This is a genomic window from Pseudomonas sp. MUP55, from assembly GCF_034043515.1.
GTDB lineage: Bacteria > Pseudomonadota > Gammaproteobacteria > Pseudomonadales > Pseudomonadaceae > Aquipseudomonas.
The window spans coordinates 2,330,852-2,344,736 of sequence record NZ_CP138214.1; the positions used below are offsets into that span (position 1 = coordinate 2,330,852).

The 13,885-nt window shown below is 63.3% G+C and carries 13 protein-coding genes; 8 read left to right on the forward strand and 5 right to left on the reverse strand.

What is annotated here, in order from left to right; translation table 11 throughout:
- Positions 1-1,567: 1,567 nt before the first annotated feature.
- The gene (locus SC318_RS10635; RefSeq protein WP_320430743.1) at positions 1,568-2,617 is read right to left on the reverse strand and encodes a LacI family DNA-binding transcriptional regulator; all 1,050 of its coding nucleotides are present in this window, start codon (positions 2,615-2,617) and stop codon (positions 1,568-1,570) included.
- A gap of 162 nt (positions 2,618-2,779) precedes the next feature.
- Here SC318_RS10635 and SC318_RS10640 point away from each other — a divergent pair, with 162 nt between their 5' ends.
- The 4 genes from SC318_RS10640 to SC318_RS10655 all read left to right on the forward strand — a co-directional run bounded on the left by SC318_RS10640 (position 2,780) and on the right by SC318_RS10655 (position 6,380).
- The gene (locus tag SC318_RS10640) at positions 2,780-3,889 is read left to right on the forward strand and encodes a fatty acid desaturase family protein (RefSeq protein ID WP_320430744.1); all 1,110 of its coding nucleotides are present in this window, start codon (positions 2,780-2,782) and stop codon (positions 3,887-3,889) included.
- A gap of 88 nt (positions 3,890-3,977) precedes the next feature.
- Positions 3,978-4,298, forward strand: a complete 321-nt coding sequence (locus tag SC318_RS10645) for a MocE family 2Fe-2S type ferredoxin (protein WP_053128781.1) — start codon at positions 3,978-3,980, stop codon at positions 4,296-4,298.
- 2 nt (positions 4,299-4,300) lie between these two features.
- Positions 4,301-5,500, forward strand: a complete 1,200-nt coding sequence (locus tag SC318_RS10650) for an NAD(P)/FAD-dependent oxidoreductase (RefSeq protein WP_320430745.1) — start codon at positions 4,301-4,303, stop codon at positions 5,498-5,500.
- Position 5,501: 1 nt separating this feature from the next.
- Positions 5,502-6,380, forward strand: a complete 879-nt coding sequence (locus tag SC318_RS10655; protein WP_320430746.1) for a sugar phosphate isomerase/epimerase family protein — start codon at positions 5,502-5,504, stop codon at positions 6,378-6,380.
- Here the strand turns inward: SC318_RS10655 and SC318_RS10660 are convergent.
- Positions 6,320-7,192, reverse strand: a complete 873-nt coding sequence (locus SC318_RS10660; protein WP_320430747.1) for an undecaprenyl-diphosphate phosphatase — start codon at positions 7,190-7,192, stop codon at positions 6,320-6,322. The genes SC318_RS10655 and SC318_RS10660 overlap by 61 nt on opposite strands.
- A gap of 177 nt (positions 7,193-7,369) precedes the next feature.
- On the opposite strand from SC318_RS10660, the gene SC318_RS10665 reads away from it, so the two are divergent.
- On the forward strand, positions 7,370-7,876 hold the full coding sequence (locus SC318_RS10665; protein WP_320430748.1) for a GNAT family N-acetyltransferase: 507 nt from the start codon (positions 7,370-7,372) through the stop codon (positions 7,874-7,876).
- Here SC318_RS10665 and SC318_RS10670 read toward each other — a convergent pair.
- Positions 7,865-8,824 carry a GlxA family transcriptional regulator gene (locus SC318_RS10670; RefSeq protein WP_306492626.1) on the reverse strand — a complete coding sequence of 320 codons (960 nt, stop codon included), beginning with the start codon at positions 8,822-8,824 and terminating at the stop codon, positions 7,865-7,867. The two genes, SC318_RS10665 and SC318_RS10670, sit on opposite strands and share 12 nt — an antisense overlap.
- A 174-nt stretch (positions 8,825-8,998) precedes the next feature.
- On the opposite strand from SC318_RS10670, the gene SC318_RS10675 reads away from it, so the two are divergent.
- The 3 genes from SC318_RS10675 (at position 8,999) to SC318_RS10685 (ending at position 11,508) form a co-directional block, all read left to right on the forward strand.
- Complete coding sequence (locus SC318_RS10675; protein ID WP_320430749.1) at positions 8,999-9,628, forward strand: TetR/AcrR family transcriptional regulator; 630 nt, start codon at positions 8,999-9,001, stop codon at positions 9,626-9,628.
- Positions 9,625-10,302, forward strand: a complete 678-nt coding sequence (locus SC318_RS10680; RefSeq protein ID WP_320430750.1) for a type 1 glutamine amidotransferase domain-containing protein — start codon at positions 9,625-9,627, stop codon at positions 10,300-10,302. Before SC318_RS10675 ends, SC318_RS10680 begins: the two co-directional genes overlap by 4 nt.
- Before the next feature lie 78 nt (positions 10,303-10,380).
- On the forward strand, positions 10,381-11,508 hold the full coding sequence (locus tag SC318_RS10685) for an alkene reductase (RefSeq protein WP_320430751.1): 1,128 nt from the start codon (positions 10,381-10,383) through the stop codon (positions 11,506-11,508).
- An 85-nt stretch (positions 11,509-11,593) separates the two neighbouring features.
- Here the strand turns inward: SC318_RS10685 and SC318_RS10690 are convergent, their stop codons facing one another.
- Together SC318_RS10690 and SC318_RS10695 are read right to left on the reverse strand one after the other, a co-directional pair.
- The gene (locus SC318_RS10690; protein ID WP_320430752.1) at positions 11,594-12,592 is read right to left on the reverse strand and encodes an NAD(P)H-quinone oxidoreductase; all 999 of its coding nucleotides are present in this window, start codon (positions 12,590-12,592) and stop codon (positions 11,594-11,596) included.
- Positions 12,589-13,818, reverse strand: coding sequence for a YbfB/YjiJ family MFS transporter (locus SC318_RS10695; protein WP_320430753.1), 1,230 nt, complete (start codon positions 13,816-13,818; stop codon positions 12,589-12,591). Before SC318_RS10695 ends, SC318_RS10690 begins: the two co-directional genes overlap by 4 nt.
- Positions 13,819-13,885 lie beyond the last annotated feature (67 nt).

A 13,885-nucleotide genomic window follows, 5' to 3' on the forward strand; every position in this document is an offset into this window, starting at 1 on the left:
TGTGGGAGCAGTCGAGCTTCAGCGAGGCTGCGATGGCGGTGGGTCAGGCAACATAAATGCCAGCAGTACCGCCGCCTTCGTAGCCTCGCTCGGGCTCGACAACTCCCACATTTGATCTGCGTTGGCTGTGAGTGCGGTGCCCGGCTTTCGAGCCCAAATCCAAGCAACACCGACAATCCCCTGTGGGAGCTGTCGAGCTTTAGCGAGGCTGCGATGGCGGTGGGTCAGGCAACACAAGTGCCAGCAGTGCCGCCGCCTTCGTAGCCTCGCTCGGGCTCGACAACTCCCACATTTGATCTGCGTTGGCTGTGAGTGCGGTGCCCGGCTTGTGAACCCAAATCCAACTAACCCAAACAATCCCCTGTGGGAGCTGTCGAGCTTTAGCGAGGCTGCGATGGCGGTGGGTCAGGCGACACAAATGCCAGCAGTACCGCCGCCTTCGTAGCCTCGCTCGGGCTCGACAACTCCCACATTCGGTCTGTGTTGGCTGTGAGTGCGGTGCCTGGCTTGTGAACCCAAATCCAACCAACCCAAACAATCCCCTGTGGGAGCTGTCGAGCTTCAGCGAGGCTGCGATGGCGGTGTGTCAGGCAACACAAATGCCAGCAGTGCCGCGGCCTTCGTAGCCTCGCTAGGGCTCGACAACTCCCACATTTGATCTGCGTTGGCTGTGATTGCGGTGCCCGGCTTTCGAGCCCAAATTCAAGCAACACCGACAATCCCCTGTGGGAGCTGTCGAGCTTTAGCGAGGCTGCGATGGCGGCGGGTCAGGCAACACAAGTGCCAGCAATGCCGCCGCCTTCGTAGCCTCGCTCGGGCTCGACAACTCCCACATTTGATCTGCGTTGGCTGTGAGTGCGGTGCCCGGCTTGCGAACCCAAATCCAACCAACCCAAACAATTCCCTGTGGGAGCTGTCGAGCTTTAGCGAGGCTGCGATGGCGGTGGGTCAGGCGACACAAATGCCAGCCTTACCGCCGCCTTCGTAGCCTCGCCGGGGCTCGACAACTCCCACATTCGGTCTGTGTTGGCTGTGAGTGCGGTGCTTGGCTTGTGAACCCAAATCCAAGCAACACCGACAATCCCCTGTGGGAGCTGTCGAGCTTTAGCGAGGCTGCGATGGCGGTGGGTCAGGCAACACACCGCCAGCAGTGCCGCCGCCTTCGTAGCCTCGCTCGGGCTCGACAACTCCCACATTTGATCAGCGTTGGCTGTGATTGCGGTGCCCGGCTTTCGAGCCCAAATTCAAGCAACACCGACAATCCCCTGTGGGAGCTGTCGAGCTTCAGCGAGGCTGCGATGGCGGTGGGTCAGGCGACACAAATGCCAGCAGTACCGCCGCCTTCGTAGCCTCGCCGGGGCTCGACAACTCCCACATTTGATCTGCGTTGGCCGTGAGTGCGGTGCACGGCTTGTAAACCCAAATCCAACCAACCCAAACAATCCCCTGTGGGAGCTGTCGAGCTTTAGCGAGGCTGCGATGGCGGTGGTTCAGGCAACACAAATGCCGGCAAAGCCGCCGCCTTCGTAGCCTCGCTCGGGCTCGTCAACTCCCACATTCGATCCCCTCAGGTGCCCATATTTTCCGAAGTCACGATCTGCGGCGGGATATGCACCCGGTGTCGCGCAGGTTCGAAGGTCTCGTCAGTCTGCAACTGCACCAGCAGCTCGATCAGGGCCACGGCCGTCTGGCGCGGCTGGGAATCCATCACCACGTCGATCAATCCCTGGCTCAACGCCTGGCGCGACAGGTCGGTGGACTCCTGCAAAATGGCGCACAACGCCGGGCGCTTGGGCAGTTGCGCCAGGGCGTTGATCACGCCGTCACCGCCACCGCCCACCACACAGAGCCCGCGCAGGTCGGTGTGGCGGCTGAGCAGGTCGAGGGTGGCTTCTTCGGTGATGTCGCAGTTGTCCAGGTTGATCAGCGGTTCCAACGGCTTGAGCCCCGGCGCGTGTTCGGCCAGGTAGCTGTGCAAACCTTCGACCCGCGCCTGGTGGCCGAGAAAGCGATGCCCGCCCAGCAGAATGCCCACGCTGCCTTTGCGCGCGCCGCAGGTGCGCGCCAACAGCCAACCCATGGTGCGGCCGACGACCTGGTTATCCTGGCCCACATAAGGTTCGGCGGCCTGTTCGTGAATATCCGAGAGCAGCGCCACCACCGGCACCCCGGCCTGGCGGATGTGCGCCAGGCAGGCATTGATCAGCGGATGGGCGAAGCTGACCACCGCCAGGGCGTCGCACTGCACGGCCAGTTGCTCGATCTGCGCGACGATGGCGCTGGGTGTGCGGTCGACGATGTACTCGAACTGGCAGCTCAGGTTGGCGCTGGCGTGATGCTGCGCCGCCGTGCTGATCGACTGGGCCAGGTTGGCGTAGAACGCCTGGGCGGTGCCCAGCAGGAGAATGCCGAAACGGTAGGTCGGACGCCGTTCGCGGATGCGCTGGCCGATCAGCCGCGCGGCGAAATAACCGACCGCCTCGGCGGCCTGGAACACTTGTTCGGCGGTGTCCGGGTTGACCGGCGCGCGGGCGTTCAATACGCGGTCGACGGTGGCCACGCTGAGGCCCGCCTGGGCGGCGACGGTGGCGATGGTCGGGCGTTTACTGGTGTTCATGGCAAGCCCCTTGAGCGTCTTGATAGAAAACTATCAAGCCCCGCTGGGCCTGGATGATAGCTTGATAGGGAATGGATTCAAGGCCTTGAGGCTGATTTAGCCGCACTCTATCGTTGGTTTCGCAAAGCCCCTGAAACCCCACGCTTGCGGAGAACAATAACAATGCCCGAACACACCGCTCACCGCGCCCGGCGCGATTACAGCCTGACCGGCCCCGAAGCCGCCCGCGCCGCCGAAAAAGGCCTGGTCTCGGCCCGCTGGTACCAATCGCCGATCTCGCGCAAACGCATGAAGGAACTGATGCAGCGCCGTGACGGCCCGGCCCTGCTGGACACCGCGATCTGGTTCACGGCCTTGTTTGTCACCGGCTTCGGCGGCTACTGGTTCTGGGGTTCCTGGGCCTGCGTGCCGTTCTTCCTGGCCTATGGCGTGCTCTACGGCACCGCCTCCAACCCGCGCTGGCACGAAACCGGCCATGGCACGGCGTTCAAGACGCGCTGGATGAATGACGCGCTGTACCCGGTGGCGTGTTTCATGTGCCTGTTCGAACCCCATGTATGGCGCTGGAGCCATGCCCGGCATCACACTGACACCATCGTCGTCGGCCGCGACCCGGAGATCGTCGAACCGCGCCCGCCAAGCTTCTGGATGATGTTCCTGAGCCTGTTCAACCTGCCCCTGGCCTGGAAGACCTTCAGTGGCGTGGCCCGCCATGCCATCGGCCGGATGAGCGCACAGGAGCAGGACTTCATCCCCGAATCCGAATGGCCCAAGGTGTTTCGTGCCGCGCGTATCTGGGTGGGCATCTATGCGCTGGTCATCGGCACCGCGTTGTACCTGCACAGCTGGTTGCCGCTGATGCTGGTGGGGCTGCCGAGCGTGTATGGCGCCTGGCTGGGCTACCTGTTCGGCCTTACCCAGCACGTGGGCCTGGCCGAAGATGTACTCGACCACCGCAGCAACTGCCGCACCATTTACATGAACCGCGTGCTGCGCTTTATCTACATGGACATGAACTACCACCTCGAACACCACATGTACCCGATGGTGCCGTACCACGCGCTCGAACAGCTGCACGAAGAAATCCGCGGCGATTGCCCGCCGCCGTACGCCAACCTGTTCGAGGCCTACAAGGAAATCCTGCCAACCCTGTGGAAACAGCGCAGCGACCCGACCTATTTCGTCCAGCGCCCGGTCCCCACAGTGGCGAGCGAGCCTGCTCGCGCTGAGCTGCGCGGCAGCCCCAATAAACCTGACGCAGTCTTTCAGTAAAACCCGATCGCGACCCTGGGGCCGCTGCGCAGCCCAGCGCGAGCAAGCTCGCTCGCCACAAGGGACGTTATTCACCTGGAGAAAAGTCATGAACGATCAATGGATCGACGTCTGCGCCGTGGGCGAAATAGACGAAGAAGACGTGCTGCGCTTCGACCACGGCGCCCACACCTATGCGGTGTTCCGCTCCGCCGACAATGAGTTTTTCGCCACCGCCGGCCTGTGCACCCACGAGAAAATCCACTTGGCCGACGGCCTGGTCATGGACCACGTCATCGAATGCCCCAAGCACAACGGGCGCTTCGATTACCGCTCCGGCAAGGCCCTGGGCGCGCCGGTCTGCGTCAACCTGAAAACCTACCCGGTACGGGTCGAAGCGGGGCGAGTGCTGCTCGCTGTCACGGCTTGATGATGAGCGCGCCCCTGATTATCGTCGGCGCCGGCCATGCCGGTGGCCGCGCGGCGTTGACCCTGCGCGAAGAGGGTTACGACGGTCGACTGATCCTGATCGGCGACGAACCACACGTCCCCTACGAACGACCGCCGCTGTCCAAGGCCCTGTTGCAAGGCAGCCTGGACCTGGCTGGGTGCAGCCTGTGCGACAGCACGCGGCTGGCCGAGCTGAGCATCGAGCATATCGCCGGCAATGCGGTCAGCCGGCTGGTGCCGCAGCAACATCAACTGCAACTGGCCGATGGCCGCTGGCTGGACTATGCCGGTGTGTTACTGGCCACAGGCGGTCGGGCGCGGCGTTTGCCGCAGGCTCAGGCCAACGTGCTGTACCTGCGCACTCACGACGAAGCATTGGCCCTGCGCGCAACGTTGCGCCCCGGCACCCGGCTGGTGGTGGTCGGCGGTGGGTTCATCGGCCTGGAAGTGGCGGCGACCGCCCGTGGCCTGGGCTGCGCGGTAACGGTGCTGGAAGCCGGGCCGCGCCTGGCGGGCAGGGTATTGCCGCCGATCATCAGCGAAGCATTGCTGAAGGTGCACCGCGAGCAGGGCGTGGACGTGCGCTTGAACGTCGCGGTGGAATGCATCCATGCCGACGCCGTGCAACTGGTGGATGGGCAGACGCTGCCCTGTGACCTGGTGGTGGTCGGCATCGGCATGCAGCCGAACGTTGAACTGGCGGCGGCGGCCGGGCTGGACGTCGGGCAGGGCATTCGCGTTGACGCGTACTTGCGCACCAGCGCGGCGAACATCTACGCGGCGGGGGACGTCTGCGAGTTCCGGCTCGGCGGCGTCTATCAGCGTCAGGAAACCTGGCGCAACGCCGAGGCCCAGGGGCGGCACGCGGCGTTGAACCTGCTGGGTCGCGCGTTGCCTTTCGAAGCCGTACCGGGTTTCTGGTCCGATCAGTATGACTGGGGCTTGCAGACGGTGGGTGTGATGACGCCGAGTAGCGTCAGCCGCGCCTTGCCCCAGGGCGGCGTGCTGCTGTTCTACCTCGATGCCGACGGCTATTTGCAAGGCGCCTGCGGTTGGGCGCCGGGCAACAGCGTGGCCAGGGACATTAAGCTGTGCGAACGGCTGATACTCGCACGCGTTGCGTTGTCGACGGCTGACTTGGCGGATCCGGCGGTCTCCCTTAAACACTGGCTGCGAGGCTGACATGCGCCAATTACTGGTATTCCAATCCCTGTGGGCCATGCAAACCGAACCGGGTCCGCTCGAAGCGCAACTGGATCGCATCGTCGCCGCCGGTTTCGATGGCGTCACCGATCACTACTGGAAGGCCGCCGAGGTCGCTCGCCTGCATGCGGCCACCGCCGAGCGTGGCTTGCAGATCGAAGGCCAGCTGTTTCCGCAGTCGGTGGATGACGTGGCGCGGGCACTGGATGTGATCAGCCGCCACGGCTGCCATCACCTCACCCTGCAAGCCGACGTGCGCCCGCGTAGCCAGGCCGAGGCGGCCCGCTTGGTCGAAGGCTGGCAACGCCTGGCCGAGCAGGTGGAGTTCCCGATCCTGCTGGAAACCCACCGTTATCGCCTGACCAGTGACCTGCTGTTTACCCTCGACCTGCTGGCCCAGATGCCCGACCTGAAACTGCTGGCGGACCTGTCCCATTACGTGGTCGGACGCGAACTACCCGAGCCCGGCGCCGATGAAGATGATGAACAGATACGCACCATCCTGCGCCATAGCTGGGGGTTTCATGGCCGTGTGGCGAGCAGCGAGCAGGTGCAGGTGTCGCTGGATTTCGCGCAGCATCAAGCCTGGGTTGAGCGTTTTATCGGTTGGTGGCGCTACGGCATCGAGGACTGGCTGGCCCGTCCCGACACCCCGCAAAGCCTGCCCTTCACCTGCGAACTCGGCCCGCCGCCTTATGCGATCACCGACGCGGATGGCCGAGAACTCAGTGACCGCTGGGCGCAGGCGCTGACAATCAAGCGCCTGGTTCGCAGCCTATGGGAGCAGTGCGTAAGCCATCAGGACAGCAACCCGGTGCTGACCGCCACAATCAAAAACACCCCCAATACCGCGCGGTAGATCACGAACGGCCAGGTGGAGAAGCGCTCCAGAAACTTCATCAGGCCCCAGATCGCGAAGAACGCCGAGATGCTCGCCACCACCAGGCCGAAGATCAAGTGTGGCCAGGCATGGGCGGGCATGTCGGCGTGCAGCAGCACCCACAGCTCTTTCAAGCCGGCAAGGGCGATGGCGGGCAGGCCCAGCAGAAATGAAAACCGCGCCGCTTCTTCGCGCTTGAAGTTGAGGAACAGCGCGGCGGTCAGGGTCGAGCCCGAACGCGAGACTCCTGGAATCAACGCGCCAATCTGCGCGATGCCCACGATCAGCGCATCACGCAAGCGCATCTGGCTGACCTCGCGGGTGTGGCGGGCGCGCAGTTCGGCCGCTGCCAGTAACACCGCCATCACCACGCAGGCGATACCGATCACCATCAAGCCACGCAGGGGCGAGTTGCAGGTATTCAAGGTCGAAGACAGTGCCAGGCCGGCAATGCAGATCGGAATAGTCGCCAGCACGATCGCCACCGCCAGCTTGAACCAGCGGTCGTTGTAGTCACCCCGGCGCACGGCACTGATGCTGCCGGTGGTCACTTGGTGCACGTCGCGCCAGAAGTAGCTCACCACCGCCGCCAGCGCCGCCAATTGCATCGCCGCGGAAAATGCCGAGCCGGGATCCTGCCAGCCGAGCAGGGCAGGGACCACGCGCATGTGGGCGGTGGATGAGACCGGCAGCAGCTCGGTGATGCCCTGGATCACGCCCAGGATAAAAATCTGCAGGTAATCCAGGGAGGCAAAACCCACATCCAGGCCGGCGGAGCAGACGTTAGTCAAGATAGATGTCCTTGCTAAAAGAGAGAGCCGGCGAAGTTTATTCTAAATGTTTCAGGATTTCGGACAGGGCTGAGGCTATCTGCAATCGGTTCAGCCAATAGAAAGGTTGGGCGATGTATTGGCCTGGCCAGTGGATTTGTGAACAATGGCGCCCTGCGTTTTTTCACCGAGAGCCCCATGCCTGAAACCACCGTCGAATTGATCCAGACCGGCCCTGAACACGCCGAGCTGATCCGCAATCTTTACCAGTACTACGCCTACGAATCTTCCGATTGGGAACAGGAAGACGTCGAGGCCGATGGCCGTTTCTATATCCACGACGAACACCTGACCCGTTACTGGCAAGACCCGCAGTGGAGCGCCAACCTGTTATTGGTAGACGGCTATATCGCCGGTTTCCTCCTGATCGAAGGCAGCGAACTGCCCGGCATCGATGCCCTGGAGCTGGCCGACCTGTTCATCCTCAAGCGCTACCGCCGCAAAGGCATCGGCCGCGCCATCGCCACCCAGGTGCTGTGCAGCGGCGAGGCCAATTGGCTGGTGCGTTTCTATGATCAGGACGAAGTGTCCCAGGCTTTCTGGCGCACGGTGCTGGATAACCTGCCGCGCCCGGTGCAGATGCTGGAGCTTGAGGATGAGCCGCACTTGATCAGCTACCTGGTGACCCACGCTTCACTGCATTGACCGGCTGGCCTGAGGCGGACTGAACAACACCTGCTGCATCGCCTGCGGCGGTTGCCCGAACGCCCGCAGAAACGCCTGGCGCATGCGCTCGCGATCACCAAAGCCGGTTTCGCGGGCCACCACTTCGACCGGGTGGCGACTGGTTTCCATCATCGCGCGCGCCGCTTCCACGCGCAGGGCCTCGATGGCCTTGGCCGGCGTCTGCCCGGTTTCTTCGCGAAACACCCGGCTGAACTGGCGCGGGCTGAGGCGGGCGACGTCGGCCAGGGCTTCCACCGACAGGTCGTGGGTGAGGTTTTCACGGGCGTAGGCCAGGGCCAGTTGTACGCGGTCGGACTTGGGGTCCAGTTCGAGCAACGCCGACAGTTGCGATTGCTCGCTGCCGCGCCGTTGTGCGATCACCAGCTTGCGTGCAATGCGCCGGGCCAGGTCGCTGCCCAGGTCGTTCTCTACCATGGCCAGCGCCAGGTCGACCCCGGCGCTCATGCCGGCGCCGGTCCACACCTGGCCGTCGACCACGAATAACTTGTCTTCCTCCAGATGGATATGCGGGTAGCGTTTGCGAAACGCCGGCGCGTGGATCCAGTGGGTGGTGGTGCGTTTACCTTCCAGCAAGCCAGCTTCGGCCAGCACGAAAATGCCCATGCACAGCGAGGCCACGCGGCGCGATTGCGCGGAGGCGGCCTTGACCATCTCCAGCAGATTGGCTTCCGGCAGGCGAAACTCCAGGTAGCCGCTGACGATCAGCGTGTCATAACCCTGCGGCCGAATCGGCGAGGTGTTCACCGAAAAGCCCTGGGACGTCATCACCGCGCCGCCGCTTTCCGACACCAGGTGAAACTCATAGGCCGGCTCGCCCCGCAACAGGTTGGCGCACTCGAACACCGAACCCAGGCTGAGGCTCAACGACTGGAAGTTCGGGTACACCATCAGCGCAACGCTGTGCATTGTCATTCTCCAAGGGGCGCGGGAGGGGGGATTGTCGGCGCGTGCCCGGTAAACGGCAACTGCCTTTGGCCGATGGCCGGAATCCTTGCGCATCTGACATTGTGAGCCTGCGAGCGTGGCCCTAACATTCCTCCAACGAACTAGACGACTGGTCTAATCGTCAGGAGGCCAAGCATGAACAGCCAAACCCGAAGTGCACGACAGACCATCCTTGAAAGCGCGCAAGCGATTGTGGGCGCCAAGGGATTTTCCGCGGTGGGCTTGAACGAAATACTTCAAGCCGCCGCCGTGCCGAAGGGTTCGTTCTATCACTACTTCGCTTCCAAGGACGCTTTCGGCGTGGTGCTGCTCGATACCTACTTCGATAACTACGTACACGGCATGGAGCAATTGTTCAGCCAGGCGGATGTGTCCTGCTACACCAAGCTGATGCGCTACTGGCAGGCCTGGATCGACAACCACACTGGCTGCACCGATACCGGCAAATGCCTTGCCGTCAAACTCGGCGCCGAGGTGTCAGACCTTTCAGAGCCGATGCGCCTGGCATTGCAGCGCGGTACGTCACGCACCATCGATTTGCTTGCCACGGCCCTGCGCCAGGGTGTGCAAGAGGGTTCGCTGAGTATCGAGCAAGACCCGCAAAGCCTGGCCCGACGCCTGTATGCGTTGTGGCTGGGGACCAGCGTCATGGGCAAGATCAACCGTACCACCGCGCCGTTCGACGAGGCGCTGGGGCTGACCCGGCAGTTGCTGGGCCAGCCTGAATATCCCGCTAATCACAACGATCGAGGCACTGGAAAATGAAAGTATTAATGGTACTGACCTCTCACGACCAGCTTGGCGATACCGGCCGCAAGACCGGCTTCTGGCTCGAAGAGTTTGCCGCTCCCTATTACGCGTTCAAGGACGCCGGCGCCGATATCGTGCTGGCATCGCCGGCCGGTGGCCAGCCGCCGCTGGACCCGGTCAGCGATCAGCCGGACTTCCAGACCGAACAAACCCGGCGCTTCGCCGCTGACCCGGCCGTGCAGCAGGCCCTGGCGACCACGGTGAAACTGGAGTCGGTCAACGCCGCCGACTTCGACACCGTGTTCTACCCAGGAGGCCACGGCCCGCTGTGGGACCTGGCCGAGTCGCCGGTGTCCATCGCGCTGATCGAGTCGTTCGAGCGCGCCGGCAAGCCTATCGGGTTTGTCTGCCACGCACCGGGCGCCTTGCGTCACGTCAAGGCGGTCAACGGCGCGCCACTGATCAAGGGCCGTCGCGTCACCGGATTCTCCAACTCGGAAGAAGCCGCGGTGGAATTGACCGAGGTGGTGCCCTTCCTGATTGAAGATGAATTCAAGAAACTGGGCGGCACGTACGAGAAGGGCGCCGACTGGCAGTCTTTCGTGATTGTCGATGGCTTGCTGGTGACGGGGCAGAACCCCGGCAGTTCCAGCGACGTAGCCAAGGCCCTGCTCAAACTCACCGCTTAACTTAAACAAACGATTGATGCGTTGGCGGCTCGCAAGAGCCGCCAGTGTTTTCGCTCGTCCTGAATTTGGAAGATTCCCATGGCTCATTCATTGAACACTCCAGTAAAACTGGGGCATCACACCTTGAACAACCGCGTCGTGCTGCCGCCCCTGACGCGTCAGCGCAGCGCTCAACCCGGCGATATCGCCACCGACTTGATGGCTGAGTACTACCGTCAACGCGCCAGCGCCGGTTTCATGGTCAGCGAGGGCACCCAGATCGAGCCGCGTGGCCAGGGTTATGCGTGGACACCGGGGATCTACACCCCGGCGCAGATCAACGGCTGGCGCAAGGTCACCGAGGCGGTGCATGCCGAAGGCGGCGTGATCTTCGCCCAGTTGTGGCATGTGGGCCGCGTGTCCCATAACGCCTTGCAACCCGACGGCGCCGCGCCGGTCGCCCCGTCGGCAATCCAGGCCCTGCAGGCGAAGGCGTTCATCGAAACCGCGCCGGGTGTCGGTGAGCTTAAGCAACCCCCGGTACCCCGCGCCCTGACGGTGCTGGAGATCGAGGAACTGGTCGGCCATTACGCACAAGCGGCGCGCAATGCGTTGGATGCAGGCTTCGACGGGGTGGAGATTCATTCGGCCAATGGCTATCTGGTCAACCAGTTCATCTCGGCCCATTCCAACCAGCGTGAGGATGAATACGGCGGGTCCCTGGAAAACCGCCTGCGCTTCTTGCGCGAAATCGTCGAAGCGGTATGCCGCGTCGTGGGCCCCGAGCGTGTGGGCGTGCGTTTTTCACCGTTGTTCAGCGGCACCGATCAGGAGCGGGTGTATATCGGCCTGGTGGAAGAAGACCCGCACCACACCTACATCGAAGCGATCAAAGTGCTGGAACAGTCGGGTATCGCTTACGTCTCCATCGCCGAAGCCGACTGGGACAATGCTCCCATCCTGCCCGACAGCTTCCGCCAGGCCGTACGCAGCACCTTCAGTGGGCGCATCCTTTATGCCGGCCGCTACACCGCCGAACGTGGCGCACAGTTGGTCGACGCGGGGCTGGCCGACCTGATTGCCTTCGGTCGCCCGTTCATTGCCAACCCGGACCTGCCGCAGCGGTTGTTCAACGACTGGCCGTTGAATGCGTTGAAGGCCGATGGGCTGTATGGCGGGACTGAAGCTGGGTACGTCGACTATCCGGAATATGCCCAACCAAACTGAGCGCAAACGCTACCCCTGTGACGGATGTGGGAGGGCTTCGCCCTCCAGCGGGAGCAAGCTCCCTCGCCACAGGGGCAGGCGTGTTTTATTCCACCCGCAACACAATCTTGCCGATATGATCGCCACCTTCCATCCGCGCGTGCGCCTGGGCCGCGTCGGTGTATTCATACACCTTGTCGATGATCGGCAGGCAGCGCCCTTCGCTCAACACCGGCCATACATGCTCACGCAACTGATCGGCAATCGCAGCCTTTTCTTCGCGGGTGCGGGCGCGCAACAGCGAACCTGTGATCACCGCGCGTTTGCCGAGAATGGTCAGCAGGTCGACATCATTGGCCTTGCCGCCACCCAGGAAGCCCAGCATTACCAGGTGGCCGTCCATGCCCAGGGCCTTGAGGTTGTTGTTGAGGTACGAGGCACCCATGATGTCGAGGATCACATCGACGCCCTGGCCGTCGGTTTGCTCGGCGATGACCTCGGCAAAATCCTGTTCACGGTAATTGATCGGCTGCGCCCCGAGCTTGGCAATCGCCGCGCATTTCTCGGCGCTGCCGGCGGTGGCGAATGCCTGGATGCCGAATTCCTGGCAGAGCATCAAGGCGGTGGTACCGATGCCGCTGGTGCCGCCGTGGATCAGGGCGCGTTCGCCGTTACAGGCGCCGCCGAGACCGAACAGGTTGGCCCAGACGGTGAAAAAGGTTTCCGGCACGGCAGCGGCTTGAATCCAGTCCATGCCTTCGGGAATCGGCAACGCCTGGCTGGCCGGCACCGCGCAGAACTGGGCATAGCCGCCACCATTGGTCAGGGCGCAGACCTTGTCGCCAAGCGCGTATAGATCCACGCCTTCGCCCAGCGCCACCACTTCACCGGCCACTTCCAGGCCCGGAATCGGGCTCATGCCGGGTTTCATCGGGTACTTGCCGGCCCGTTGCAGGGCGTCAGGGCGGTTGACCCCGGCCGCATGCACGCGAATCAGGATCTCGCCCGGGCCGGCCACCGGTACGTCGGCGCGACGCGGTTGCAGCACGTCGGGGCCGCCAGGGGCGGTGATTTCGATCAGGGTCATTTCTTGTGGCAAGGTCATGAATGGGTTCCTGTAGCAATGAGCGTATGGGTTGGGACCGTGGCGAGCGGTCGACGGTTCAGCCAGATCATGCCCGCTTCCAGCAGCAGTGCAACCACAATGGCGCCCGCCGCGATCAGGAACAACAGCACATGCTGACCGCCAGTGCCGTTGAACAGCGCCGAGTAGGCAAAACCTGCGAGCGCCTGGAAGGTGGCAAAGGACACCGTCGCCCGGCTCCACGCAATCTGTTGCGGGTGATGCTGGGGGATCAATTCGTGGACCCGCGCCAGTGCCAGCGGCACGATGCCTGGGGGGAACGAGCCGAGGATCAGTGCCAACCCGGCGAGGGCAGTGAAGGAGCTCGAGACCGCCAGCAAACCCAGGGCCATCGCCTGTATCACCAGCACGACGCGAATACTCAAGCGGGCGCCGAGCGTGTCGGCAAGAAAACCGTAGGTCACCGGCCCGGCAATGGCGCCCAGCCCATACATAACCCAGACCATCGCCCCGACGTGTGACCCGGCACCCAGGCCGCGTGCCACGTAGTCCAACAGGAATACCATGGCCGGCACCAGACCGGCAGCCATGAAGGCGTATTGCGCGAACAGCAGGTACACCGCTGACGGTGTCGGCGTTTTAACCGTCGGCGGCGCTGCTTCCTGCACCGTGCCGTTGGGCCAGGCGAACCAGCTGGCGGCGGTCAGCACCAGGGCCAGCAGGCCCAGGCCGAACCAGGTCTGCTGCAGGCCCAGGCTCAGCAACGGCGGCACGATCGTGCCGGAGCCGGCGATGCCCAGGCCGATGCCGAGGAAAATCGCACCACTGGCCAAGCCACGGCGCGCGGCCGGAACATGCGGCAGCACGGTCGCCGCTACCAGCACCATGATCGCGCCGCCGGCGATGCCCGAGAGCAAGCGCCAAGCGAAGAACCACACCACCGACAAGGGAAAGCCACAAGCGAAAAACGCCAGGGTCACCGCCACCAGCATCAGGCGCAGGGCCGTCTTGTTGGAGGTGGCTCGGGCGATGGGCCGGCCGATCAGTGCACCGACCAGGTAACCCACCAGGTTCGCAGCGCCGAGGTAGACCACGTCGCTGGCGGAAAACCATTGGGCCTGGATGAGTGAGGGAATCAGTGGCGTATAGGCAAAGCGCGCCAGGCCGATGCTGACCAGGCTGGCGCAGAGCCCGGCGAAGATCGCTAACCAGACGGCGTTTCGGGATGAAGCCTGCGTGTGCTGCATGATGGCGGTCCTGAGTATTTTTCTCTGGCGGCCAGCATAGCGAGGATTGATGATGCAATAATGCAGC

What these genes read in the sequence shown, in the direction of transcription:
- SC318_RS10635 (WP_320430743.1), bottom strand. Translation starts at nt 2,617, where the DNA reads ATGAACACCAGTAAACGCCCGACCATCGCCACCGTCGCCGCCCAGGCG.
- SC318_RS10640 (WP_320430744.1), top strand. Translation starts at nt 2,780, where the DNA reads ATGCCCGAACACACCGCTCACCGCGCCCGGCGCGATTACAGCCTGACC.
- SC318_RS10645 (WP_053128781.1), top strand. Translation starts at nt 3,978, where the DNA reads ATGAACGATCAATGGATCGACGTCTGCGCCGTGGGCGAAATAGACGAA.
- SC318_RS10650 (WP_320430745.1), top strand. Translation starts at nt 4,301, where the DNA reads ATGAGCGCGCCCCTGATTATCGTCGGCGCCGGCCATGCCGGTGGCCGC.
- SC318_RS10655 (WP_320430746.1), top strand. Translation starts at nt 5,502, where the DNA reads ATGCGCCAATTACTGGTATTCCAATCCCTGTGGGCCATGCAAACCGAA.
- SC318_RS10665 (WP_320430748.1), top strand. Translation starts at nt 7,370, where the DNA reads ATGCCTGAAACCACCGTCGAATTGATCCAGACCGGCCCTGAACACGCC.
- SC318_RS10670 (WP_306492626.1), bottom strand. Translation starts at nt 8,824, where the DNA reads ATGCACAGCGTTGCGCTGATGGTGTACCCGAACTTCCAGTCGTTGAGC.
- SC318_RS10675 (WP_320430749.1), top strand. Translation starts at nt 8,999, where the DNA reads ATGAACAGCCAAACCCGAAGTGCACGACAGACCATCCTTGAAAGCGCG.
- SC318_RS10680 (WP_320430750.1), top strand. Translation starts at nt 9,625, where the DNA reads ATGAAAGTATTAATGGTACTGACCTCTCACGACCAGCTTGGCGATACC.
- SC318_RS10685 (WP_320430751.1), top strand. Translation starts at nt 10,381, where the DNA reads ATGGCTCATTCATTGAACACTCCAGTAAAACTGGGGCATCACACCTTG.
- SC318_RS10690 (WP_320430752.1), bottom strand. Translation starts at nt 12,592, where the DNA reads ATGACCTTGCCACAAGAAATGACCCTGATCGAAATCACCGCCCCTGGC.
- SC318_RS10695 (WP_320430753.1), bottom strand. Translation starts at nt 13,818, where the DNA reads ATGCAGCACACGCAGGCTTCATCCCGAAACGCCGTCTGGTTAGCGATC.